This is a genomic window from Pseudodesulfovibrio senegalensis, from assembly GCF_008830225.1.
Taxonomy (GTDB): Bacteria; Desulfobacterota; Desulfovibrionia; order Desulfovibrionales; family Desulfovibrionaceae; genus Pseudodesulfovibrio; species Pseudodesulfovibrio senegalensis.
Map to the genome: position 1 here is coordinate 69714 of NZ_WAIE01000003.1, position 22742 is coordinate 92455.

At 63.4% G+C, this 22742-nt stretch carries 20 protein-coding genes; 7 read left to right on the top strand and 13 right to left on the bottom strand.

Going from position 1 to position 22742, the window contains the following annotated elements; translation table 11 throughout:
* Genes F8A88_RS08620 through F8A88_RS08630 form a run of 3 tightly spaced genes read left to right on the top strand, consistent with a single transcriptional unit; the run spans position 1 to position 2738 of the window.
* The gene (locus tag F8A88_RS08620; RefSeq protein WP_151150746.1) at positions 1 to 1698 is read left to right on the top strand and encodes a portal protein; all 1698 of its coding nucleotides are present in this window, start codon (positions 1 to 3) and stop codon (positions 1696 to 1698) included.
* Positions 1682 to 1915, top strand: a complete 234-nt coding sequence (locus F8A88_RS08625) for a Bbp19 family protein (RefSeq protein WP_151150747.1) — start codon at positions 1682 to 1684, stop codon at positions 1913 to 1915. Before F8A88_RS08620 ends, F8A88_RS08625 begins: the two co-directional genes overlap by 17 nt.
* Entirely contained in the window at positions 1908 to 2738 is an 831-nt protein-coding gene (locus tag F8A88_RS08630) for a hypothetical protein (protein ID WP_151150748.1), read from the top strand. The genes F8A88_RS08625 and F8A88_RS08630 overlap by 8 nt, the downstream gene beginning before the upstream one ends.
* 111 nt (positions 2739 to 2849) lie before the next feature.
* Here F8A88_RS08630 and F8A88_RS08635 read toward each other — a convergent pair whose 3' ends face one another.
* Positions 2850 to 4184, bottom strand: a complete 1335-nt coding sequence (locus tag F8A88_RS08635; protein WP_151150749.1) for a histone deacetylase family protein — start codon at positions 4182 to 4184, stop codon at positions 2850 to 2852.
* Positions 4185 to 4195: 11 nt separating this feature from the next.
* The gene (locus tag F8A88_RS08640) at positions 4196 to 5896 is read right to left on the bottom strand and encodes a hydantoinase/oxoprolinase family protein (protein WP_151150750.1); all 1701 of its coding nucleotides are present in this window, start codon (positions 5894 to 5896) and stop codon (positions 4196 to 4198) included.
* 282 nt (positions 5897 to 6178) lie between these two features.
* Between F8A88_RS08640 and F8A88_RS08645 the strand changes: the two genes are divergently transcribed.
* The gene (locus tag F8A88_RS08645) at positions 6179 to 7471 is read left to right on the top strand and encodes an alpha/beta hydrolase fold domain-containing protein (RefSeq protein ID WP_151150751.1); all 1293 of its coding nucleotides are present in this window, start codon (positions 6179 to 6181) and stop codon (positions 7469 to 7471) included.
* Positions 7468 to 8265, top strand: coding sequence for an MlaA family lipoprotein (locus F8A88_RS08650; protein ID WP_151150752.1), 798 nt, complete (start codon positions 7468 to 7470; stop codon positions 8263 to 8265). Before F8A88_RS08645 ends, F8A88_RS08650 begins: the two co-directional genes overlap by 4 nt.
* Positions 8266 to 8443: 178 nt before the next feature.
* Here the strand turns inward: F8A88_RS08650 and F8A88_RS08655 are convergent, their stop codons facing one another.
* Positions 8444 to 9211 (bottom strand): exodeoxyribonuclease III, encoded by a 768-nt coding sequence (locus tag F8A88_RS08655; protein ID WP_151150997.1) that lies wholly within the window; start codon positions 9209 to 9211, stop codon positions 8444 to 8446.
* 228 nt (positions 9212 to 9439) lie between these two features.
* Here F8A88_RS08655 and F8A88_RS08660 point away from each other — a divergent pair, with 228 nt between their 5' ends.
* Positions 9440 to 10717 (top strand): BaiN/RdsA family NAD(P)/FAD-dependent oxidoreductase, encoded by a 1278-nt coding sequence (locus F8A88_RS08660; protein WP_241667397.1) that lies wholly within the window; start codon positions 9440 to 9442, stop codon positions 10715 to 10717.
* Between the two features lie 97 nt (positions 10718 to 10814).
* Here the strand turns inward: F8A88_RS08660 and F8A88_RS08665 are convergent, their stop codons facing one another.
* The 10 genes from F8A88_RS08665 to F8A88_RS08710 form a co-directional block, all read right to left on the bottom strand.
* Positions 10815 to 12899, bottom strand: a complete 2085-nt coding sequence (locus tag F8A88_RS08665; protein WP_241667398.1) for a methyl-accepting chemotaxis protein — start codon at positions 12897 to 12899, stop codon at positions 10815 to 10817.
* 138 nt (positions 12900 to 13037) lie between these two features.
* On the bottom strand, positions 13038 to 13559 hold the full coding sequence (locus F8A88_RS08670) for a cupin domain-containing protein (protein ID WP_151150753.1): 522 nt from the start codon (positions 13557 to 13559) through the stop codon (positions 13038 to 13040).
* The gene (locus tag F8A88_RS08675; protein WP_151150754.1) at positions 13556 to 13768 is read right to left on the bottom strand and encodes a SlyX family protein; all 213 of its coding nucleotides are present in this window, start codon (positions 13766 to 13768) and stop codon (positions 13556 to 13558) included. Before F8A88_RS08675 ends, F8A88_RS08670 begins: the two co-directional genes overlap by 4 nt.
* 58 nt (positions 13769 to 13826) lie before the next feature.
* Positions 13827 to 14438 (bottom strand): FmdE family protein, encoded by a 612-nt coding sequence (locus F8A88_RS08680; protein ID WP_151150755.1) that lies wholly within the window; start codon positions 14436 to 14438, stop codon positions 13827 to 13829.
* Positions 14439 to 14451: 13 nt separating this feature from the next.
* A complete protein-coding gene (locus F8A88_RS08685; protein ID WP_151150756.1) occupies positions 14452 to 15273 on the bottom strand; it encodes an ABC transporter ATP-binding protein in 822 nt (273 codons plus the stop codon).
* On the bottom strand, positions 15270 to 16340 hold the full coding sequence (locus tag F8A88_RS08690) for a FecCD family ABC transporter permease (protein WP_151150757.1): 1071 nt from the start codon (positions 16338 to 16340) through the stop codon (positions 15270 to 15272). The genes F8A88_RS08685 and F8A88_RS08690 overlap by 4 nt, the downstream gene beginning before the upstream one ends.
* Positions 16341 to 16351: 11 nt before the next feature.
* Positions 16352 to 17536: an iron ABC transporter substrate-binding protein gene (locus F8A88_RS08695; protein ID WP_151150758.1), complete on the bottom strand. Its 1185-nt coding sequence runs from the start codon at positions 17534 to 17536 to the stop codon at positions 16352 to 16354.
* 254 nt (positions 17537 to 17790) lie between these two features.
* The gene (locus F8A88_RS08700; protein WP_151150759.1) at positions 17791 to 18690 is read right to left on the bottom strand and encodes a DMT family transporter; all 900 of its coding nucleotides are present in this window, start codon (positions 18688 to 18690) and stop codon (positions 17791 to 17793) included.
* Positions 18687 to 19367 carry a cyclase family protein gene (locus F8A88_RS08705; protein ID WP_151150760.1) on the bottom strand — a complete coding sequence of 227 codons (681 nt, stop codon included), beginning with the start codon at positions 19365 to 19367 and terminating at the stop codon, positions 18687 to 18689. Before F8A88_RS08705 ends, F8A88_RS08700 begins: the two co-directional genes overlap by 4 nt.
* Before the next feature lie 49 nt (positions 19368 to 19416).
* Positions 19417 to 20553, bottom strand: coding sequence for a tRNA dihydrouridine synthase (locus F8A88_RS08710; RefSeq protein ID WP_241667399.1), 1137 nt, complete (start codon positions 20551 to 20553; stop codon positions 19417 to 19419).
* Positions 20554 to 20654: 101 nt separating this feature from the next.
* Between F8A88_RS08710 and F8A88_RS08715 the strand changes: the two genes are divergently transcribed.
* Positions 20655 to 22742, top strand: a complete 2088-nt coding sequence (locus tag F8A88_RS08715; RefSeq protein ID WP_151150761.1) for a phage tail protein — start codon at positions 20655 to 20657, stop codon at positions 22740 to 22742.

Below are 22742 nucleotides of genomic sequence, written 5' to 3' on the forward strand. Positions count from 1 at the left end.
ATGAGCGCACAACTGGCAGATGCCGTGTTGCGGCGTTTCGATTCGCTGGAACGGGAGCGCACGCCGTGGGTTCCGGTCTGGAAGGAATTGGCGGAGTACATGCTGCCGCGCAAGAACGGACGGTCCATGGACGGGGTCACCGCCGCCCTGCCCGGCGACGAGCGCATCTATGATTCCACGCCGCTGAACGCGCTGGAGCTTCTGGCCTCGGCTCTGGGCGGCTTGCTGACCAGCCCGTGCCAGCCGTGGTTCGAGTTGCGGGCGCGGCCCGGCCTTGAAGCCGGGGAGTCGCCCCAGGTCAGGGCCTTTCTGGCCGATGCCCGCGAACGCATGGCGCGCGCCTTCAATGACGACGACACCGGGTTTCAGGCCCACATCCATGAGTTGTATCTGGACGTGGCTTTGCTCGGCACCGGGGTCATGTACGTGGAGTCGGACCCGCAGACCGTGGTGCGTTTTGCGTCCCGTCCCTTGGGCGAGGTGCGCGTGGCCGAATCCGCGCGGGGCATGGTGGACACCGTGTTCCGCAAGTACGAGCTGACCGTGCGGCAGGCCGTGGCCGAATGGGGCGAGGCCTGCTCATCGGAGCTGGTGGCGCGTCTGGCCGAGCACCCGGACGATTCGGTGGAGATCGTGCACGCGGTGTTTCCGCGCCGGGACCGTGACCCCGGAGGCGTGGGCGTGGCCCATTTTCCGTGGGCCTGCGTGTATCTGGAGGCGCAGACCCGGCACGTGCTTGAGGAATCCGGGTATCTGGAAATGCCTTTCATGGTGCCGCGCTGGGCCAAGGCCTCGGGTGACGTGTATGGCCGCGGGCCGGGTTTGACCGCGCTTTCGGACGTGCGCGTACTCAACGCCATGTCGCGCACCGCGCTCATGGCCGCGGAAAAGATGAGCGATCCGCCCCTGATGGTGCCGGACGACGGTTTTCTCGGCCCGGTGCGTTCCGGTCCGGGGGGGCTGTCCTATTACCGGGCCGGTTCGCCGGACCGCATCGAGCCGCTGCCCGTGCGCTGCGACCTGCATGCGGCCGAAACCATGATGGCCCAGCGCAGGGAGGCCATCCGGCGTATCTTCCTCAACGACCAGTTGCGCACCGAGGACGGCCCGGCCATGTCCGCCACCGAGGCGGTCATCCGGCAGGGCGAGCGGTTGCGCGTGCTCGGTCCGGTGTTGGGCCGTTTGCAGACCGAACTGCTCGGGCCGCTGGTGCAGCGGGTATTCATGGTTATGCTGCGCGCCGGGGCCTTGCCGCCGTTGCCCCAAGGCCTGTCCGCCACGGACATCTGCGTGCGCCACAGCTCGGTGGTGGGCCGCGCCCAGCGCGAGTACGAGGCCCAGGGCCTTGCCCGGGTCATGGAGTATGTGACGCCGCTGGCCGGTGCGGACGAGTCGGTCATGGACAACTTCGACACGGACCGGGTGGCCCGCCATGCCGCGGACCTGTTCGGTGTGCCCGTGGACCTGCTGCGTTCGCAACAGGATGTGGCGGCCATGCGCCATGACCGTCGGCAACAGTCGGAGCAGGAGCGCTCGGCGGCCATTATCGACAGACTGGCCGGGCTGGCCCATACCCTTTCGCAAACCAAAACCGACGGTCCCAACGCCCTGACCGAGCTGGCCGGCCTTCTGGCCGCCGTTGTTCCGGACTCCGGTGCGCAGGAACCGCAGGAGGAGAATCATGCAGGAGACGGTTGAGCTGCATCGCGCCTATCGGCGCGCGCTGGACAACGAGGACGGCCGAAGAGTGCTGCACGATCTGGAACAGCGGGGCTGCCTTGCGCGCTCCACTTTTTCCACGGATCCGGGCCGCACTTTCTACAACGAGGGCAGGCGCAGCATGGTGCTGCACGTGCGGCACATGTTGGACGAGAATAACTTTAAGGAACTCATGGAGAAGAAACGCCATGGCTGAACACAAAACAGTGAATACGGACTGGCGCAGGAGTCTGCCCGCAGAGTGGACCGTGCCGTGCACGGGCGAGGACGGGGGCTGCCGCGACATTCCCCTGCGCGAGCACCCGGCGCTTGCCAAGTATGCGAGCAAGGACGAGGCGGTCAAGGCCTTGGTGCATGCCCAGCGCATGCTGGGCCGCAGGCCCGAGGGGTATGTGCGCGTGCCCGAATCGGGCGAGGACGCGGATCAGTGGGAAGAACTCTGGACCGCGCTCGGCCGCCCGGAATCCCCGGACAAATACGCCATGCCCGAACTGGAACTGCCCGAGGGCATGGCCGTGGACGAGTCGTTTCTGGCTGAATTTGCGCAGACCGCGCACGGCTTGGGCCTGAGCAGTGATCAGGCCGCCGGGCTGTACGGCTGGTTCGTGCCCCGCGTGGTGGAGCTGGACCGCGAGACCGGCCAGGCCGCCGAGGAATTGCGGCACAGCGAGTTCGAGGCCCTGCGCGGCCAGCACATGGGCCGGACCTCGGACGTGCTGGAGCGTGCTCTGCAGTCGGCCCGCGCCATTGGCGGGGACGGGCTGGTGCAGGCCTTGGACGAGACCGGAGCCGGGGACCGCGCCGCCGTGATCAGCGCGTTTGCGCGGCTGGCGCCGCTGGTGCTGGAGGGGCGTTTTCGCAACGAGCGCGCGGCCTCGGGCGTGCCGTTGGACCGTGCGCAGCTGGAGGCCATGATGCGCGACCCGCGCTATCACGATCCGCTGGAGCGCGATCCCGAGTGGGTGCGGCGCATCGAGGAGGGCTTTCAGACCCTGTATCCCGGTGCAAAGAAACGGTAGTTTCGTTTATTTGATCTATTGGCGCGGCATGTCCGAAAGGGCGTGCCGCGTTTTTCGTGGCTTGTACCGTCTTGCGCATGGAAAGCGGCAGGAACCCGGAGAGCAATGCCGCTAGAATCCGTAGCGCATGTATTCCTTGTCCAGCCGGTTGATGAGCTGCACGTAACGGTACGCGCCCTTGATCTGTGCATCCTCAATGAGCTTGTAGCCTTTTTTCCGGCAGGCCGGGCAGGCGCTCTGCGGAATTTCCACCCCGAGACACAGGGGATTGTTGCTGGAGCGCGATTCGCAGGAGAGCAGGCCCCGGCAATGGTCACACAGGTACAGGGTTTCGGTCTGGGCCTCGGTGATGCCGTCCGTATCGTAGAAGATGTCCTTGTGCCGGATGGCACGGTCGCCCGCGATCACGCCCTGCGCGGATTTTTCCGAGCCGTCAAAGGGCGGCGGATTGAAATATATCTGTGGGAGCACATCGCAAAGCTGTTCGATGTAGGCCGTGGTCCGTGCGTCCTGCTTCCATTTTTCCGGGGTGTAGTCCGGTTCGCGCACATGGCTGAAATCGGCCCCGGCCATGGCCAGACAGATGCCCAGGTTCAGGTAGGGCAGCGCGCCCTGAATGGCGTATCCGCCTTCGAGCACGGCGATGTCCGGGTTGAGCATGCTGTTGAGCTTGGCATAGCCCTGTGCGGAAACGTTCATGTTGGTGATGGGGTCGGAATAGTGGTTGTCCTGCCCCGCGGAATTGATGATCAGGTCCGGCTTGAAGTCCTCGAGGATGGGCAGCACGATGCGTTCCACGGCCATGAGGTAGCCTTCGTCCGAGGTGTTGGGCGGCAGGGGAATGTTCAGGGTGCGGCCCAGCGCCGACGGCCCGCCCATGTCCTTCGGGAAGCCCGTGCCCGGGAACAGGGTGCGCCCATCCTGATGCAGGGAGATGAACAGGGTGTCCGGGTCATGCCAGTATATGTCCTGCGTGCCGTCGCCGTGGTGGCAGTCCGTGTCCACGATGGCCACGCGTTTGGGCCCGTAATGCTCGCGTATCCATTCGATCATCACGGCTTCGATGTTGATGTTGCAGAACCCGCGCGAGCCGTGCACCACCTTCATGGCGTGGTGTCCGGGCGGGCGCACGATGGCAAAGCTGCGGTCGCGCTCGCCTTCCATGACCAGTTGCGCGGCGCGGATGGCCCCGCCTGCGGAGACGAGGTGCGAGCGGGTGACAACGGACTGGGGTTCCGGAAAACAGAAATGCACGCGCTCCACGTCCTCGATGTCGGCCACCAGCGGTTTGTATTCCGCGATGCCCTCCATGTCGAAAAGCCCTTCCTCGCGCAGTTGGTCCTGCGTGTAGAGCAGGCGTTCCTCGCGTTCCGGGTGCGTGGGCGAGATGGCCCAGTCGAATGCCGGGAAAAAGATGATGCCGAGGGATTTTTCGGATTTGAGCATGGGTATGGTTCCTATGAGGCCATGGTGCGGACCACGCCGGGGCGCACCTGGCTTTTGACGCGAATGTTGCGGCCCACGGTGTCGTAGCCCTTGACCATGTTGAAGGTCGAAGCCTCGGTGACCTGGGCCTTGTCCGGTTCAAGGTACACGCCGAGCTTGTCCAGATGGATGATCAGGTTGTTGACCGCGTCTTCGCGGGCGTTGTCCAGCGTATAGGAAGTGGGGATGTTTTCGCGGTAGGACAGGGACGGGATGAACAGCACGTGCCGTTCCGTGTCCGCAAAGAGTTCCAGTTCCCACGTGGTGCGGGTCAGGGCCGCGCCGATGGCGTTGGCCACCCCGAAGTTGGACGGCACTTCCGTGGACAGCTTGAAGCGCTGGAACATGTGGTCCTTGAGGGCCTGTGCCGGGCCGCCCACAACGTATACCTTGCGCGGGATCACGCGTTTGCCTTCCAGCAGTTCGTGGATGGTGTACACGGGTTTGGAGTTGATGTCGTGGACCAGTTCGCCCGTGGCCTTGTGGATGGCTGTGGCGGCGGCTTCTATGGCGCGCTGTGCCAGCAGGGCGGCGGGCATGGTGTGTTCGGCGGCGAATTGTTCCAGTGCCCGGCGCGAGGCGTTCACGTCGCCCAGCTCGCAGTCCCCGGTCATGTTCAGGGCGTCCGTGAGCGTTGGGTGGGTGCCGCCCATGCAGGCGGACGGGCCGAGCCTGCGGGGTCCCACGCGCACGTCCTCGCCCAGCATGGTGATGGCGGAATCACCGCCCACGCCGATGGAGCGGACCTTGAGCGCGCGCACCAGCGTGGGGTGCGAGCCGATGGCGATGCCGTCGCGCTCCACAAGGGGGGCGCCTCCGGCAAAGACCGCGATGTCCGTGGTGGTGCCGCCGATGTCCAGAATGACCGAATCGTGCACCACGTCGCACAGGGCCACAATGCCCATGACGCTGGCCGCCGGGCCGGAAAAGATGGATTGCACGGGCATGGAACGCGAGGCCTCCAGCGGCATGGTGCCGCCGTCCGCCTTGAGCATGTTCACCCGCACGTGCCCCAGCCCCATGGCGGACAGGGATTCGGAAACCGCGGTGGCGAACTGGTTGTAGACCCGCCAGACCGCGCAGTTGAAATAGGCCGTGGCCAGACGGCGGGGGAAATTGAGCGTGCCGCCCAGTTCGTGGCCCATGGTCACGAAATCCGCGTTTTCGCATTCCGTGTCCGAGTCGCAGCGGCAGATGGTGCGGCGCATGAGGTTTTCGTGGCGCGGGTTGCGGGTGGAGAATTTGCCCACGGACGCAAACACGCGGATGTTGTTTTCGCGGCAGGCGTCCACGGCCCGCTGCACCTGCGACACGGGCAGGGCGCGCACCTCGTTGCCCCGGTGGTCGATGGACCCGTCCAGCACGTGGAAATCGCGGCAGGGCCGGAAGTGGTGCGGATCGATGCCCGGCCCGGCGCTGACCAGCAGGCCCACGTCCTCGGTGCGGCCTTCCACGATGGCGTTGGTGGAAAGGGTGGTGGAAAGGTTGAGCTGGCGCACCCTGGTTCGGTTCACGTCCGCAAGGATGGTCTCAAGGGCCGCGTTCACGGAGGCGAGCAGGTTGTCGTGGTCCGTGGGCACCTTGCACGAAGCGGCCACGTCCACGCGGTCGTTTGTCAAATCCAGAGCCACGGCATCCGTGTGCGTGCCTCCGACGTCGATTCCAAGCAGCATGCGATCTCCCGGTATTTCAATGTGCCAATGCGGTTTTTTACCACCCGGACCATGACAGCGTCCATGCGCAATCCGGCCAACGGCACGATTTCATCGGGGAATGGTCGACGGCTGAGCCGCAAGGAGCAAAAAAGGCCGGAAAAGCGGCGCACGCCATGGCGAGAATGTTCCATGCGCATTGACGAGACAATGCCGGGCATGTATAGGCGGGGAGTGTATTCGTCCGTTTTTTGGGGAATTTGTGCGGACGGAGCTTCAAACAAACATTCCAAGTGGGTCCTTGTGGCACGATTCGATTTGCAACGCATTGTCGCGCTGTCCGTTCTGGCGGTTTGCCTGTGGGCGACAGGCTCGGCCGTTGCCGCGGACAAGCCGTATCCGTTCACCGACCCGTACAAGGCCACTGTTTTCGGCACCCCGCCGGATATCATGTATCCGGTGCAGCCCGTGCCCCGGGTCTCCATGCGCAGCTTCGAGGTGGAATCCCGCCCTGTTCCCGATGTGTTCTGGTATGCGGACGAGTTGGAATATTCCGTTGCCCTGCAGAGAAAGCCCGCCCCGCTCATGTTCCTGATCGCCGGAACCGGCGCGGACCACGACGCGGGCAAGATGCGTTTTTTGCGCGCCCTGTTTTATGAAGCAGGCTATCATGTGGCCTGCCTGAGCTCGCCCACACACTACAATTTCATTGTTAGCGCCTCGCGGCACGCCGCCGCCGGATACGTGCCCCACGACGTGGAAGACCTGTACCGGGTCATGCGCTGGGTGGCTGAAGACGTTCGGGACGATGCCGAAGTGACCGGCTACAGCGTGGCCGGGTACAGCCTCGGCGGCATGCACTCCGCGTTTCTGGCCCGTATGGACAGTGAAGAAAAACACTTCAATTTCGACAAGGTCCTGATGCTCAACCCGGCCGTGAACCTCTACGGCTCTGCATTGCGTTTCGATTCCTGGCTGGACCCGAACAATACGGGCGGCAAGACCGTGATGGAAGTCATGGACGAGTTCTACCGCCAGTTTGCGGAGTTCTACAAGACGCGGGAAATCGAATCGCTGGACAGCGAAGTGCTCTACCAGCTTTCGCAGTATGTGGACGCCTCGGAAGCGGACTTCAAGATTCTCATCGGCACGTCGTTCCGGGTCACGGCCGCATCCATGATTTTCACCTCGGATGTCTGTCTCAGCGCCGGATACGTTGTTCCGTCCGACACCTTCCTGACCACGACCGACCCGTTGCTCCCGTATTTCACGGCCGCTTCCAAGCTGACGTTTGAGCAGTATTTCGAGGAATACCTGTATCCGTACCTGCGGTATCTGGGGCCGCCCATGACCGAAGGCGAGGCCATCTACAACTGCAGCCTCATGAGCATCGAGGAGTACCTGCGGTCGGCAGAGAACATCTACGTGGTGGGCAACCTCGACGATCCCATCCTGAGCGGCGACGAAGTGAAATTTTTGCAGGACGTGTTCGGGGACAAGGCCTATTTCTTTGAACACGGCGGCCACTGCGGCAACATGATGTATGCGCCATATGTACGGCGTATGCTTGAATTCACGGGCGAGGTGCAGCAATGATCAATGCCGTTGTTCGTATCGCCGCGCTCGGTTGCCTGCTGATGACGCTGTGCGCCTGCGTGACCACCAAAGTGGCCCCGGAACTGACGCTGGACGACAGGAGCTTCCGCACGCAGGTGAGCCATGCGCCGTCGCCCGAGGAGATCACCTACGCCACCGAGGATTCCTACATTGGCGTGGACGATCCCCTGCACAAGTTCAACCGCACCATGTACGCGTTCAACTCCCGGTTCGACACCTACGTGTTTCTGCCCGCGGTTTCCGTGTACGAGGCCGTGTTCATCCCGCCCCTGCGCAAGGGTATTTCCAACAGCATCGACAACCTCAACGAGGTGCCCAACTTCGTGAACTCCGTGCTGCAGGCCAAGCCCGAGCGTGCCTTCAAGGTGCTGGGGCGTTTTCTGGTCAACTCCACGCTGGGCGTGCTGGGCCTCTTTGACGTGGCCACGGAGATGGGCATTGACCGGCGCAAGGAAGATTTCGGCCAGACCCTCGGGGTCTGGGGCGTCGACGACGGCCCGTATCTGGTGCTGCCGGTTCTCGGGCCTTCCAACGTGCGCGACACCGCAGGGCTGGTGGGTGACTACTTCATCACCTACTACGAGATGGAAGCCATTTACGACGTTGCGGACGTGGAAGACAGGGACACGGCCCGCAACGTGAACACGGGCGTGCGCGCCCTGAACGCGCGGTCCACCACGCCGTTCCGCTATTATTCCACGGACACGCCGTTCGAGTACGAATTCGTGCGCTTCCTGTACACCAAGAAGCGTGAGCTGGACGTAGAACGCTAGCGGACGGTTTCCCCTTTCCCGTTTTGTTTTTTCGCAGGCAGCCGGACTCTTGGTGTCTTGGCCGTGTTCGCGGTCCGGAGCGGTTGCAAAGCCAAATGAAAAACCCGGCGCGAGCATTGGCTGCGCCGGGCGGAATCGTTTTGAAGCCGCAGCAAGTCCGCGTTTGCCGGGGCGTCGGCTATATGTCGATCTCCACGCCGATGGGGCAGTGGTCCGAACCGAACACGTCCGGCTCGATCCATGCGCGCGTGACCTTGTCCTTCAATTCATCGGAAACAAAGAAATAGTCGATGCGCCATCCCGCGTTGTTCTTGCGGGCGTTGAAGCGGTACGACCACCACGAATAGTGGTGCGGGCCGGGTTCGAACAGGCGGAAGGTATCCACGTATCCGTGCTCGATGAAGGTGTCGATCCATGCGCGTTCAACGGGCAGGAACCCGGAACGGTCCGCATTGGATTTGGGGTTCTTGAGGTCGATTTCCGTGTGCGCGGTGTTGAAGTCGCCGCCCACCACGATGGGCTTGGTCTGCCGCAGCTCTTCGGCGTGGCGCAGGAAGCTGTCGTAAAAGCCCATCTTGTACTCGAGGCGTTCGTCCGACATCTGGCCGTTGGGAAAATAGATGTTGAAGAGGTGGAAATCCGGATATTCCAGATGCAGCACCCGGCCTTCGTCCCGGTATTGCGGGTCGGGCAGGCCCGTGTTCACGGCCAGCGGTTCGGGGTTGGCAAAACAAGCCACGCCCGAATAGCCTTTCTTTTTCTTGGACGAATTCCAGTAGTGGTGGGAAAAGGAGTCCGGCTCGCTGTCCTCTTGGGAAACCTGCGATTTTTCGGCCTTGGTTTCCTGCAGCATGACCACGTCGGCGCCGCAGGCATCCAGCCACGAGCGGAAATCCTTTTTGAGCACGGCCCGGTAGCCGTTGACGTTCCACGAGTAGATGATCATGACCAATCCCCGGGATGCATGGTTCATTCATGAGCAAACGGGGAACCCGCTGCAGCGGATTCCCCGTTCAAAAAAAACGTGTGTGCCGGAAGACCGGCGCAATAGCCCTAGTCTTCGTTGGGGGTGCTGGCCTTGATCATCACCAACGCGGCGATGGTCATGCCCAGACCGAGGAAAAACCAGAAATATCCTTCCATTGCAATAACCTCCCTGTGAACGTGACGCAAAATGCTCCAGAAGTGGACGATACCAGAATCCGCAGGGAATGAAAAGACGGGCGCGCGCGTATTTTTTCCTGTTGAGCCGGAAGCGGAACCGGCCTACAAACGGGCCATGACGCAACAGGACGTGATTATTCTGGGAGCCGGGGCCTCGGGCCTGTATTGCGGTCTGCATGCCGCGCGGCAGGGCCTTTCCGTAACGCTGGTGGACCACGGTCCCAAGCCCGGGCGCAAGGTGCGCATTGCCGGGGGCGGGCGCTGCAACTTCACCAATTTGCACACCTCGGCCGAGCATTTCATCTCCGCCAATCCGCATTTCTGCAAGTCCGCGCTGGCCCGGCATACGCCGTGGGACGTGGTGGCGTTTTTTGCTGAACACGGCATCGGCTATGAGGAAAAGGCGGACGGGCAACTGTTTTCGGATTCAGGCGGCGGCCGTGTGGCGGGCGTGCTGGCCGAGCAATGCCACAGGGCCGGGGCGCGCATTCTCTGCGAACGCAGCATCGATTCCGTGCAGGGAACCGGCCCCTTTATGGTGAAAACGGACCGGGAAACCCTGTGCGCACCGCGGCTGGTGCTGGCCCTTGGCGGCAAAAGCTGGCCGCAGGCCGGGGCTTCAGGTCTGGGTTATGACCTGGCCCGGCAGTTCGGGCTGCAGGTCACGCCCCTGCGGCCCGGGTTGGTTTCTTTGGTGCTGGGCGGCGAGCAGGGCGCATTGTGCAGGCGGCTGGCCGGCGTGGCCCTGCCCGCAACCGTTCATTGCGCCGGGCGGGAATTTGCGGATGATCTTCTGTTTACGCACAAGGGCGTTTCCGGTCCGGCGGTCATGCGCGCCGCATCCCTGTGGACCAAGGGGGCGTCTGTGGTGGTGAACCTGTTGCCCGGCGTTGATCTTGACCGGGACATTCAGGACAACCGGACCCGCAGCCTGATGCTCCGCAACTATCTTCAATCTCTGCTTCCAAAGCGCATGATACTGGAATTGTTGCCAAAAGATTTTTTGGAAACGCCAATCTCACAGATTTCCAACAAACTGCGACAAGATATTTCCCGCCGGATTCATCACTGGGAATTCGTGCCGCAGGCCACGGAAGGGTGGCGCAAGGCCGAGGTGACCGTGGGCGGTGTGGATACCGCGCAGATATCCTCCAAGACCATGGAGGCCAAGGCCGTGCCGGGACTGTATGTGCCGGGCGAGCTGCTGGACGTGACCGGTGATCTTGGCGGACACAACCTGCACTGGGCCTGGGCTTCGGGTCATGCCGCGGCAATGTCCATGGTCTGAGTCCATGTTGCGTGGGCAGCATGCCGAATGACGAAAAAACGGCCCCGAACCGCTGGAATACGGTTTGGGGCCGTTGTCTTTTCGGGCTTTGGGCCGTTTAGAATTTCTCGAAATCCTCGTCGCCCATGTTCAGGTTCAGTCCGCTGTCCTTTTGTGCGGATCGTGTGGGCTGGACCTGTTTTCGGGGTTGCTGCGCGGGCAGGCCGCGAGGTCTGGCCGTCCGGGTTACGGGCTGCGATGAGCGCGCGTAGGTGGCTGCGGCATTGCCCGATCCGTTGTTGCCGATGTTGAAGAAGGCCACCGTGTCCAGCAGTGTGGCCGCTTGTCCCGAGAGTTCCTGTGAGGTGGAAGACATCTCCTCGGCCGCGGAGGCGATCTGCTGGATGACCGAATCAAGTTGCTGCACGGCCCGGTTGACGGTTTCCGCGCCCTGATTCTGCTCATCGGAGGCCGAGGCGATTTCCTGTACCAGCTCGGCGGTCTGCCGGATGTCCGGCAGGATCTTGCCCAGCATTTCCCCGGCACCCTCGGCTACGGCCACGCTGTTTACCGAGAGTTCGCTGATTTCCGCGGCAGCGGTTCCCGAGCGTTCGGCCAGCTTGCGGACTTCGGCGGCAACCACGGCGAATCCCTTGCCGTGCTCTCCGGCCCGTGCTGCCTCGATGGCCGCGTTCAGGGCCAGCAGGTTGGTCTGGCGTGCGATCTCCTCGATCACGGAAATGCGGTCCGCAATGTCGCGCATGGCGGTCACGGTATCCTGCACGGCCTTGCCGCCTTCTTCGGCGTCCCTTGCCGAGCGTATGGCTATTTCCTCGGTCTTTTTTGCATTCTCCGCGCTTTGGGCGATGTTGGTGGCCATCTGCGCCATGGAGGAGGAGACCTCTTCCACGTTGGCGGCCTGTTCCGTGGCCCCCTGCGAAAGGGTTTCGGCCGTGGTTGAAAGCTCCTCGGAGCCGGCGGCCACGTTTTCCACGCCGCCGCGCACGTTCTGCACCACGGCGCGCAGCTTGCCGCCCATGGAATCCAGTGCCAGTGCGAGCCTGCCTATTTCGTCGTTCTGTTGCAGTTCAAGGTTTGCGGTCAGATCCCCGCCGGCAACCTGCTGGGCAAAGTCCACCCCGGCTCCCAGGGGCGCGGCAATGGAGCGCGCAAGGAAGAAGATGACCGCCACCAGCACGACCAGTGCGATCACGCCCAGAACGATGCACAATTTGATGATGAACGTGGACTGGGCCATGACGGTGTCCAGCGGCGCGTTGATGCCCATGAGCCAGTATTCGCCGGAATCGCCGATTTCAAACGGGGCAAAGGAGAACTGGGCCTTCAGGCCGGTGCCCTTGGCAACGCGCACCTCATGATACGGCTGGCCGTTGGTTATTCTGGAGAGCACACGGTCGGCAAAATCGGGATCAGTGACCTCGCCCAGCATTTTGCCCGCCACCTGAGCGGAAGGATGGGTGACGATGAATCCCGACCCGGTCATGATGGTGGCGTATCCTTCTTCATAGGGATGCAGGTTGTTGGTGATTTCCGCCAGCCCCTGCATGGACATGTCTGCCCCGGCAACGCCCACGACGCGGCCGTTGTGCCTGATGGGTACGCAGGCGCTGACCATGGTCATGTCCTTCCCCTTGATGGTGTAGGTCACGGGCGGGGTCAGATAGGGCCGGGCCGTGCGCAGGGGAATGGTGTAGTAATCGCTGGTGGGCGGCGGGTCCGTAAGGCCGGTAATTATGTGCACCGACTCTTCCCCGCTGATCCAGTAGGGCGCGAAACGGCCGTTTTCCAGCATGCCGGGCTGGTCCGCGAACGCCGCGTCGTTGCCGTCATAGGCGTTGGCCTCGAATCCGATCCACACGCCGCCCAGTTCGGGGCTGCTGTCGATCAGGGTTTTCATGACGCCCATGACCATGGCCCGGGAAGGGCGTTCTGGTTGGTCCAGATAGCCCTGCATGGTCTGCGAAAGGAACGAGGCGGTGTCCAGAAGGTGGTTGAGTTCCCCCTTGGCTTCCATGCCGTGGCGGTAGGCCATTTCCTCGGTGCGGTCCAATGCCTGTTGAGCGGACATTTCCGATACGCGGGAACCGAGAATGAAGAGCGTTGTGACGAGTACTGCAGCCACAACAAGGCATACCGGCAGGAGTATCTTGTTGCGCAGGCTGAGGTTTCTGAAAAGATTCATGAGTATATTTCCCTCTGTACTATAGCGTGAGTGGAGGATGTTACAGACTTCCCACCTCCAAGATAGGCAATTATCTATACTAGTTGCCGCTCCGGGAGGCAACCGTGTTAGAGGGCTCGTCTGTTTTTGCGAGGGTGTTTATGCGGTGAGCAGGCGGATCAGTTCTGACGGTTCCGGGTAGTGTTGCAACAGCGCGTCCCGGTCTGCGTGCTCGTAATCCCGGTATTCGAATCCCGGGGCCACGGTGCAGCCCATGAGCGCGAACGAGCCGCCCGGCAGCAGGCGCATGCCCTGCCAGACCCCGGCCGGGACCACCTGCTGCACGCGCTGGCCGTTGACGATGTCGTGGCCGAGGATCACGGTTTCCTGCCGTCCGTCCGGGTGCAGGTGCAGCATTTCGCAGGGATCGCCCAGATAGAAGTGGAATATTTCCTCGCTCTTGAGCCGGTGCAGGTGCGAGAACGTGTTCGGCGTGAGCAGGTAATAGATGGCCGTGCTGTGGGCGCGCGGTCCTTCATAGCGGTGCGGCAGGTGCTCTGCCTTGTGCGTTTCCGCGGCCCGGTGGGTTTCGCGGAAATGCCCGCCTTCTTCCGGGTGCGGTTCAAGGCCCAGGGTGTCGATGATCTCTTGCGCCGAGATTGCCGAGGTCGCCGTTGTCATGAGCGGCCCCCGTAATGGGGCGGCGGCGTGTCCACGAAGCCCGTGTCCTGCGCCTCGGCCATTTCACGGAATTTGGCGGCCAGCAATTCCAGCTTCTTTTCCAGCTCGTCGATCTGTTTTTGCTGGTCGAACACCACGCGGTTCAGTTCCTCGATGGTGTTGTCCTGCTGGGCCACGGCAGATTCCAGTCGTTCGATGCGGTCTTCCATGAATCATCCTCCGGTATGGGCGTTCAATACCCTTGCAGACCGGGGGAGTAAAGGTGCATCAGACCTTCTGTTCCACCTTGGCAAAGCAGGGAATGCACAGGGTCTGGCCAGCGAAACGCCGGGACCGGGATTCCATGATGCCCTCGCCGCAATGCTCGCAGGTCAGGGTTTCCAGAATCTTGGGCGGCCGTGGGATGAACTGGTCCGGCTCCATGCGTGTGAACAGCGTTTCAATGGGCGCGTCCAGTATCTGTTGGCGAGTCTGTTCGCGCAGGGCTTCCATGCGCTCGGCTTCTTGGGCGGTGATGGTTCCCTCGAGGCTTTTCTTGAGCAGGTCCGAGCTCTCGTCGTGGTCCCTGCCCAGCGCGTCGCGGTTGAGCAGCAGGCGGATGCCCTTGCCGTCCCGTTTGCGATAGAACGTGAAGGCGGTTTTGCCGTAGTCGCGCTGCATGAGGTTGCCCTTGCCCAGCGTGCAGCCGGTCATGAACTGGATGGCATCCACCCCGCACATGTCGGTTTCGCACACGCAGCAGATGGGTTCGTCGTTGTTGTGGCCGAATTCCTCGAGGCAGACCTCCGATGCGCGGATGCCGATGACAAGGCCGGGGCAGACATGGCCGTGAAAACGCACGGCCTCTTCGATGACGTGATTCGGAGTGGTGCAGCTCATGATAGTTCCCGTTTTACTGGCTGATGCCGTATTCATGGTGGTGTGCGTGATCGTGTTCGCGCAGCAGGCGTTCCTCGGTGTCGTCCATGGGGACCACCACGGGCCTTCCGGCAACTTCTTCCATATGCACGCGAACGCCGTAGACTTCTTCGATGATGGCTTCGTTGACGCTGTCGCGGTCCGCTGCCGCATGGATGCGCCCCCCGCGCAGGAACACGAACTTGTCCGCGTAGCGCAGGGCCTGGTTCAGGTCGTGCATGGTCATGATCGCGGCCACATGGTGGCTTTTGACCACGGCCCGCACAAGGCCCAGTATCTCCACCTGATTGCGCAGGTCGAGGCTGCTGGTGGGCTCGTCCAGCAGCAGGATGCGCGGCTCCTGAACCAGTGCGCGGGCAATGCAGACTTTCTGCACTTCCCCGCCGCTCATTTCGTCCAGATAGCGCAGGCAGAGTTTTTCCAGGCGCAGGCGCTTGAGCGCGCTGTCCACGATGCGCAGGTCGTTTTCGCTCACGTTCCAGCGTATGTGGGGCTTGCGGCCCATGAGCACCGCGTCGAATGTGGTCATGCGTCCGGTTTCCGCGCGCTGGGAAACATAGCCCAGCCTGCGGGCTATCTGGCCGGGCCGGAGCTGGAAAACATCGGCGCCGTCCACCATCACGCAACCGCCGGACGGCGAGTGGATGGCGTTCATGCACTTGAGCAGCGTGGTTTTGCCCACGCCGTTGGGGCCCATGATGGCCAGCACCTCGCCTTCGTCCACGGAAAAATGCACGTCGCGCAGCACGGGTGTGCTTTTGTAATGAAAATCCAGTCCGTCCACATGCAGGATCATTTTCGGTATCCCCTGATGATGAGGTAAAGGAACGCGGGCGCGCCCATGAAGGCCGTGAGCACGGAAACAGGCAACACATGGGGCGCGAGCACCAGCCGGGCAACCGTGTCCGAAAGCAGGAGCAGCAGGCCGCCGCAGACCGTGGATGCCGGCAGCAGGAAGCGGTGGTCGTCGCCAACAATGCGCCGCATCATGTGCGGGCAGACCAGCCCCACGAATCCGATGATGCCCAGAAAGGCCACGATGACCGCCGTGACCAGCGATGCCGCGAGCATGCCCAGCATGCGTACGCGCTGCACGCGCACGCCCAGCCCGGTGGCGGTTTCGTCACCGGCGTCCACGGCATTGTAGTTCCAGCGGTTGGCCATGAAAAAGACCAGCCCGGCCACCAGCGCCGTGCTCATGAAGGCCAGCTCGGCCCAGTCCGCGCGCGCGGTGTCGCCGAAGGTCCAGAAGACCATGGCCGCCAGCTGCATGTCGTCCGCAAAGTATTGCAGGAACATGGTGCCCGCGGTGAACAGGGCGGAGAGCGCCACCCCGGCCAGGATCATGACCTCGGGCGAGGTGCGCCGGATGCGCGATATGGCGATGATCACGAAGGTGGTGACCATGCTCATCACAAAGGCCGCGCCCGTGGTCAGGTATGGATTGTTGATGACGATGGCGTCCGCGCCCGTGGAGTGCATGTTGCCGGAATCGAAGAGCATGACCGAAACCGCGGCGCCGAACGCAGCCGCATGGGAGATGCCCAGTGTGAAGGGCGAGCCCAGCGGGTTGCGCAGCACGGACTGCATGACCACGCCCGCCACGGAAAGCCCGGCCCCGGCCACCAGCGCGGAGAGGGCCTGCGGCAGCCGGATGTTCCAGATGATGGCGTCCCAGCGCCGGGTGGCGGCGTTCCCGGTCAGCGTGCTCAGCACGTCGGGCAATGGAATGCTCACGGCTCCGAGGCTCACGGCCAGCAGCACGCTGGCCAGCATGCACGCGGTTCCCACAACCACGATCAAACGTTTGCGCCCGATGTGGCGCAGGTAGTCGGCGGGCATGCAGCCGTCGTCAAAATGCATTTCGTCCGCCCCTATTTGGCCAGTATTTCGCCATTGTCGCCAATGCGCAGCACGGACGGATCAAGCGGCTTGAAGGCGAGACTGCCAAAGGCCTTGTTGATTTCCCCGAACACGGGCTTGCCCACGAGGAAGGAATAGATCTCGTCGGCCTTGGCTGCCGGGTCCACGTCCGCGAACGCATCCGGGTACAGGGTCTTGCCGATGAAGTAGGCGTCCGCAAGGGTGTTGCCGTGGTTGGAGGTGTACCAGTTGTAGGGCAGCACGCCGAAGATGCGTTTTTCAAGGCAGGCCTTGAGGCCCTTGTACGACGGGTCCGTGTTCAGCTCGTACAGGGAGTTGGCTTCGGAACCGGCCCGGATGGTGGACAGGTCCACGAAGATGTAGTCCGGCTCCCACTGGACGATCTGTTCCTTGGCGATGTCCGCGTGGCGCGAGGGCTTGGAACCGTCCGTGGGCGCGGCCACGTTGTGGGCGTTCAAAAAGGCGAAGGGCGGGTAGCCCGGCTCGGTGGAGCGGAATCCGTGCGGTCCCTTGGAGGCGATGCCGCCCACGTAGCAGGTGGGGTGTGCGGCCGACTGTGCAGCGCGTTTGCCCAGATCCTCTTCGGCCGCGTCCATGAAGGCGATGACCTCTTGTGCGCGTTCCTGCTTGCCCAGCACCTCGCCCATGAGGTTCAGGGCGGTGTTCATGGCCGCACGTCGCGCGTTCAGGTCGCCGTAGTCAAGGGAAACAACCGGAATGCCGGTCTTGTCCTGCAGCTCCTGCGGGTCCGTGCCCATGCCGCGGTAGGTCTTGAAGATGACCTGTGGTTGCGGGTCCAGCGCCGCGATCAGCTCGGGATTGTCATGGCCGCGGAATTCCCCGAACAGGGGCAGCTTGGCAAATTGCGGATTGGCCATGGCATAGGGGCGTGCGTCGATGCGTGTCTTGCGCTTTTCAATGCTGTCCACGGCGATGACCCTGTCCTGCGCCTGCAGGTAGGTCAGGTAGCGCAGGCAGCCCGGTCCGGAGCAGATCACGCGGGTCGGATTGACCGGCACGGTTACGGTCCGGCCCATCATGTCCGTGACGGTCCGGGTTTCCGGCTCGGCCTGTTGGGCCTGTGTGTTCCGGTTTTGTTCCGACGATTCGGGGCCGCTGCAGGCGGCCAGACCGAGGGCAATCAGCAACACGAAGAGAAAGCTGTATTTTTTCATGACAGAACACCACCCCTTGAAGAATACATGTATGAATTTGAAGTGCGTAAGGTGTATACGATCAACAAAAACGTGTCAATGTATGCGCCGTAAATACGGGGTTGTGTGATGTGGTGTTTGTGGCTGCGCGTCAGCGCAAAAGGGAGAAGGAATTGCGGTGGATATCCTCGTTTGGCTGTCGCGTGCAAACGCAACAGTCTTTTGCCGGCACTTTTCCGCATCAGGGAGCAGGCCGCCCAACGCACTCCGGCCAGCTATCCCCTGTTGGTCACATACACCCCGGCAATGACCACGCAGCCGCCCGTGAGCAGTGAAATGTCCGGGGTTTCGCCGAGCATGAGGCAGGCGAATATGATGGCGAAGACCGGCACCAGGTTGATGAAGATGCCGGAGCGTGCCGGGCCGATGACGTTGATGGCCTTGTAGTACCACGCATAGCCCAGCACCGTGGCCAGCACGGAAAGGAACAGTATGCACAGCCAGTCCTGCATGCTGGCCTTGGCCATGTCCGCGATCAGGCCGTAGTGCAGGGCCGGGAAGAACAGGAACGCGGAGCCGAACACGCAGGCCCACATGACCGCCACCGTGGGCTTGAAATGCCGCATGGCGGCGCGCCCGCCCAGCGAATAGGCGGTCCATGAGGCCACGCACCCGAGGATGAGCAGGTCGCCGCCGTGCACGCCGTCCTTGAGCAGGGCCATGGGATCGCCGTGGGAAAGCACCACGGCCACGCCGCAGAGCGAAAGCAGGGTGCCCAGCAAGCGCTTGGGGCCGAACGGCTCACGGTAGATCAGGGCCGAGCACACCGCGATGCATACCGGGATGCAGGCCACGATCAGTGCGGCCCGGCTGGCCGGAACCGTCTGCAATCCCGTGAAAAAGAAGTAGCTGTATAAAAAGATGCCCGTGGCCCCGAGAAAGGCCGCGTGCATGGCCTGGCGCAGGCTCAGGCGCGGCAGCCCGTGCTCCGAGCGCATGACCATGAACACAAGGCAGAGCGCGGATATGGAAAAGCGCAGGAACGAGGACGACATGGGGCCGATGTGGTTGGCGATCATGCGTCCGGCGATCCATGTGCCGCCCCACAGGGCCACGGTCAGCACCAGCAGCAGGTAGATCATGGCCGAGGCGGGGTTGTCGTGTCGCTGGCTCATGAAGGCGCGTCCGCAAAGGGGAAGTGGTCTTCCGGGCTGTCTTGCAGCAGGCCCACGGCCCGGCAGGGCGCGCCGTCCGCACCGGCAATGTTCAGGGGCAGGCAGGAAAAGGTGAACGGTTCCTCGGGCAACGCATCAAGGTTGCACAGGTTTTCCACCACCACCATGCCCGCGCGGAACAGGGACAGGTGCGCTTCGGTCGCGTTCAGCCCGTCGGGCGAGGGTGTGTCCATGCCCATGCCGCGCAGGTCCAGCCCGGTGAGCAGCCGTGCGGCCGTGCGCGTGAGTTCGGGCCAGTCCTTCCAGTATGCGGGGGTGTTCCAGTGGCGGTCCCACCCGGTACGCAGCAGCAGGAAATCCAGTCCGCCCGTCTCCGTGACCAGCGCGGATGCCTCGGCCAGTTCCTCGGCCCCGAGGTATTGCCCGGCCGCGCTCACGTCGAGCACTGCGGCCCGGCCCACGAAATGGGCGGCGTCGAACCAGTCCACGCCCGGCCCGTCCGAAAGCATGTGCAGGGGCGCATCCATGTGCGTTCCCGCGTGCGCGCCCAGGTTCAGGTGCGTGGCGGAAAAGCCGTGTTCCTCATGGGTGCGGGGACGGGTGATCAGTGCGGGATCGTCCCCGGGATACACGGGCATGTCCGGTTCGAGCCGGTGGCTGAGATCAATGACCTTCATGGCTGGGTTCTCCTTGGAACCGCGAAAGTACGTACTGGCCCACCGACCGTCAAGACGTGAACATCAGGGCGTTGGGCCGCTCGGTGGTTTGCTTGTCCGGGGTTAGATTTTCGCGCGCGTTTTCGCGCATGTGGTCCATGGTGGCGCCGCGGATCAGCGGACCCTGCAACCGCAGGCCAAAGGCGTGGTTGGCCGCAATGTAGACCGCGATCTTCTTGTAGAGCTTCACGGCCCGGATCGGGTCCGGATAGCGCGTTTCAAGCTCGTCCATGAGCCGCAGGGCGTAGTGGAGGTAGTCTGCGGGCAGCCCCGGCTCGCTTCCGGTCATGTGCGCGTATATCCATGGCCGGGCAATGGCCATGCGTCCCATGGCAATGCCCGCGCACCCGGTTTCCTCGAACATGCGCAGGGCGTCGGCCGGGGTGCACACGTTGCCGTTGCCGATCACCGGGATGGAAACGGCCCCGGTCACCAGCCGGATGTGGTCCCACACGGGCGGGCGCGAACGTTTGTCCGGGGCCACGCGGGGATGAAATACCAACGCGTCCGCACCGGCCTGTTCCAGCCGTTGGGCCATGGCCACGGCCGGTGCCGGGTCCGTGCTCCAGCCCGTGCGGAATTTCACGGTCACGGGAATGGATACGGAATCGCGCACGGCCCGCACGACCGCCTCGGCCCGGTCCGGGTCGCGCAAGAGGTCTGCGCCGCGCCCCTTGCCGCAGATGCCGGAAACCGAACAGCCCATGTTGATGTCCACGCCGAAGAATCCTTCGCGCTGCACCCGTTGGGCAGCGGCCGTGAATTCCTCGGGCTGCGCGCCCACCAGTTGGCAGCTGAGCCGGGGCAGTTCGTCCCGCGTGAACGTGAACACCGGGGACGTGGCCGGGTTTTCCGAGGGCAGGGCCAGCGCGCTGCACATTTCGGAAACCATGAGTCCGCACCCGCCGTACTCTTCCAGAACGGCGCGAAAGGCCACGTGCCCCAGCCCGAGCATGGGCGCGAGCCAGAGCCTGTTGCGCGTTTCGCGGTTGCCCACGGCCAGGGGGCGGTTGGCCAGCGCGCGCAGCCGGGCCAGTTGTGCGGCGTCAAGAGCGGTTTCCATGGCAGCAGCGGATACCGTTTTTGCGCTGTGCCGTCCAGTGCGGCGCGGCGTATCCCTGTCAACAGGAGTTTGTTTCCCGGTCATGTCCTTTTGCCTTCCATTCGGTTCCGCACCCCGGAACCGGGGGTAGTCTGGTTGCCATTGCAGGGCGCACCCCTGCCGGAACCACAAGGCAAGGAGACCTCATGAGCATAGCCACACCACCCCTGACCAGCTTCACGGCCGGGGAACTCAGTCCGCGTCTGGAAGGCCGGGTCGATTTGGCCAAATATTTCAACGGCTGCCGCACGCTGCTCAATTTTCATGTGCATCCGCACGGCGGCATTTCGCGGCGCTGCGGATTCCGGTTCGTGGGTCACGCCATGGACCACGACGCTCCGGGGCTGCTGATTCCCTTTGAATTCAACCCGGACCAGACCTACATCCTTGAATTCGGAGAGCAGGACGGAACCCCGAAAATGTGCGTGTTCGCAGACCATGGGTTGGTGCAGGGTGCGGACGACCGTCCCTTTGAGCTGGACGTGCCCTATGCGGCATCGGAGCTGGAACGGCTGCGCTACGTGCAGTCCAACGACGTGCTGGTGCTGGTGCACAAGGACCATCCGCCGCGCACCCTGACCCGGCGCGGTCATGCGCAATGGGAACTTGCGGAAATGGAATTTCTGGGCAGGCCCGAGGCGTGGGGAGAAGGCAACTATCCTTCCTGCTGCTGTTTTTTCGAGCAGCGGTTGGTGCTGGCCGCCACCCCGGAGCAGCCCGGAACCATCTGGTTCTCGCGCACCGGGCATATGCATGATTTCCGGCTGCGCACCTGCGAGGCGCCCATGGAGGCATGGCGGGACCGGGTGGTCAGCGGCACCGGAACCGGGGCGTACGCGGAAAAGTTCACGGTGCGCGCGGGCGGGCTGTTCGATGCGGGCAGCGGCGTGCGCGGCAGGTCCACGGACGGCGGCGATTGCTATTACCGCTACAGGGGCGGGCGCATTTATGCGCCGGACAGCGCCAACATGGAGGTGACCTTTGTGGAAACGCCGGGCAGCACGGCCCGGTACATCGAGACCGTGCACGGGCCGGACGGCCTGTTGCGCGAGGAGTTCTGGGAGCTGGTCATGCCCGGGGACCGCATTGTTTCCGAGGCCGGGCAGGAGCCGCTGGACGACGACGCCATGGAGATCACCCTTGCCGGACGCGAGGGCAACAATATCGAATTTCTGGTGCCGCGCGCCCGGTTGTGGGTGGGCACTTCGGGCGGGGAATGGACCGTCGGCAGTTCGGATTCGGGCGTGCTGACCCCGTCCTGCGTCAAGGCGGACCATCAGGGCTCGTGCGGGTCGCAGGGTGCGCGTCCCGAGACCGTGGGCTGCGAGGCCCTGTTCATCCAGCGTTCCGGATCCAAGGTGCGCGGCATGGGCTACCGCGACGAATCCGACGCCTATGCCTCCCGCGACCTGACATTGCTTTCCGAGCACATTGCCGGGCCGGGGCTCACGCAGCTGGCCTATGCGCAGGAACCGGACTCCGTTGTCTACGCCCTGCGCAAGGACGGGGCGCTGGCCTGCCTGACCATGGAGCCGGACGAGGATGTGGTGGCGTGGTCCCGGCTGCAGACGGACGGGCAGATCACGGCCATCGCCTGCGTGCATCACGGGCCCTCGCGCCGCGACGAACTGTGGGTGCTGGTGCGGCGTGAACGCGCCGGGCAAAGCGTGTGCAACGTGGAATATCTGGAGGCGCGCACGGATATGGGCGCGGCATCCGCCTTTTTTGTGGACAGCGGCCTGACCCATGCGGGTGAACCCGTGCGAACCCTGTGCGGGCTGGACCATCTGGCCGGGCGGGTGGTGACCGTGCTCGCGGACGGGGCCGTGCATCCCGAGGTGACCGTGGATACGGACGGTTCCATCACGCTGGAGCGCGAGGCCTCCGTGATCCACGCGGGCCTGCCTTTCGAGTCCGTGGTCCAGCCCATGCGGCTGGAAGCGGGCAGCAACCGGGGCACGGCCCAGACCAAACGCAAACGCATCGTGCGCGTGGCCGTACGCTTTCACGACACGCTGGGCGGCGGCATCGGCCCTGCGCCGGACAATCTGGAGCCCGTGTATTTTCGCTCGCCCGCAGACCGCATGGACAACCCGCCCGAACTCTGGGCCGGAGACAAGCGGGTGCTGTTTCCCAAGGGCTGGAACCGTGACGGCGTGCTCACCGTGGTGCAGCGGCAACCCCTGCCCATGACCGTGCTCATGATCGTGCCCGAAGTCGTGGTCAACGAATAA

Coding starts and splice junctions, on each gene's coding strand:
- F8A88_RS08710 (WP_241667399.1), bottom strand. CDS start 20,553: ATGACCGGGAAACAAACTCCTGTTGACAGGGATACGCCGCGCCGCACT.
- F8A88_RS08670 (WP_151150753.1), bottom strand. CDS start 13,559: ATGACAACGGCGACCTCGGCAATCTCGGCGCAAGAGATCATCGACACC.
- F8A88_RS08700 (WP_151150759.1), bottom strand. CDS start 18,690: ATGAGCCAGCGACACGACAACCCCGCCTCGGCCATGATCTACCTGCTG.
- F8A88_RS08715 (WP_151150761.1), top strand. CDS start 20,655: ATGAGCATAGCCACACCACCCCTGACCAGCTTCACGGCCGGGGAACTC.
- F8A88_RS08660 (WP_241667397.1), top strand. CDS start 9,440: ATGCTCCAGAAGTGGACGATACCAGAATCCGCAGGGAATGAAAAGACG.
- F8A88_RS08655 (WP_151150997.1), bottom strand. CDS start 9,211: ATGATCATCTACTCGTGGAACGTCAACGGCTACCGGGCCGTGCTCAAA.
- F8A88_RS08705 (WP_151150760.1), bottom strand. CDS start 19,367: ATGAAGGTCATTGATCTCAGCCACCGGCTCGAACCGGACATGCCCGTG.
- F8A88_RS08665 (WP_241667398.1), bottom strand. CDS start 12,899: ATGAATCTTTTCAGAAACCTCAGCCTGCGCAACAAGATACTCCTGCCG.
- F8A88_RS08630 (WP_151150748.1), top strand. CDS start 1,908: ATGGCTGAACACAAAACAGTGAATACGGACTGGCGCAGGAGTCTGCCC.
- F8A88_RS08685 (WP_151150756.1), bottom strand. CDS start 15,273: ATGATCCTGCATGTGGACGGACTGGATTTTCATTACAAAAGCACACCC.
- F8A88_RS08680 (WP_151150755.1), bottom strand. CDS start 14,438: ATGAGCTGCACCACTCCGAATCACGTCATCGAAGAGGCCGTGCGTTTT.
- F8A88_RS08625 (WP_151150747.1), top strand. CDS start 1,682: ATGCAGGAGACGGTTGAGCTGCATCGCGCCTATCGGCGCGCGCTGGAC.
- F8A88_RS08640 (WP_151150750.1), bottom strand. CDS start 5,896: ATGCTGCTTGGAATCGACGTCGGAGGCACGCACACGGATGCCGTGGCT.
- F8A88_RS08620 (WP_151150746.1), top strand. CDS start 1: ATGAGCGCACAACTGGCAGATGCCGTGTTGCGGCGTTTCGATTCGCTG.
- F8A88_RS08690 (WP_151150757.1), bottom strand. CDS start 16,340: ATGCATTTTGACGACGGCTGCATGCCCGCCGACTACCTGCGCCACATC.
- F8A88_RS08650 (WP_151150752.1), top strand. CDS start 7,468: ATGATCAATGCCGTTGTTCGTATCGCCGCGCTCGGTTGCCTGCTGATG.
- F8A88_RS08635 (WP_151150749.1), bottom strand. CDS start 4,184: ATGCTCAAATCCGAAAAATCCCTCGGCATCATCTTTTTCCCGGCATTC.
- F8A88_RS08695 (WP_151150758.1), bottom strand. CDS start 17,536: ATGAAAAAATACAGCTTTCTCTTCGTGTTGCTGATTGCCCTCGGTCTG.
- F8A88_RS08675 (WP_151150754.1), bottom strand. CDS start 13,768: ATGGAAGACCGCATCGAACGACTGGAATCTGCCGTGGCCCAGCAGGAC.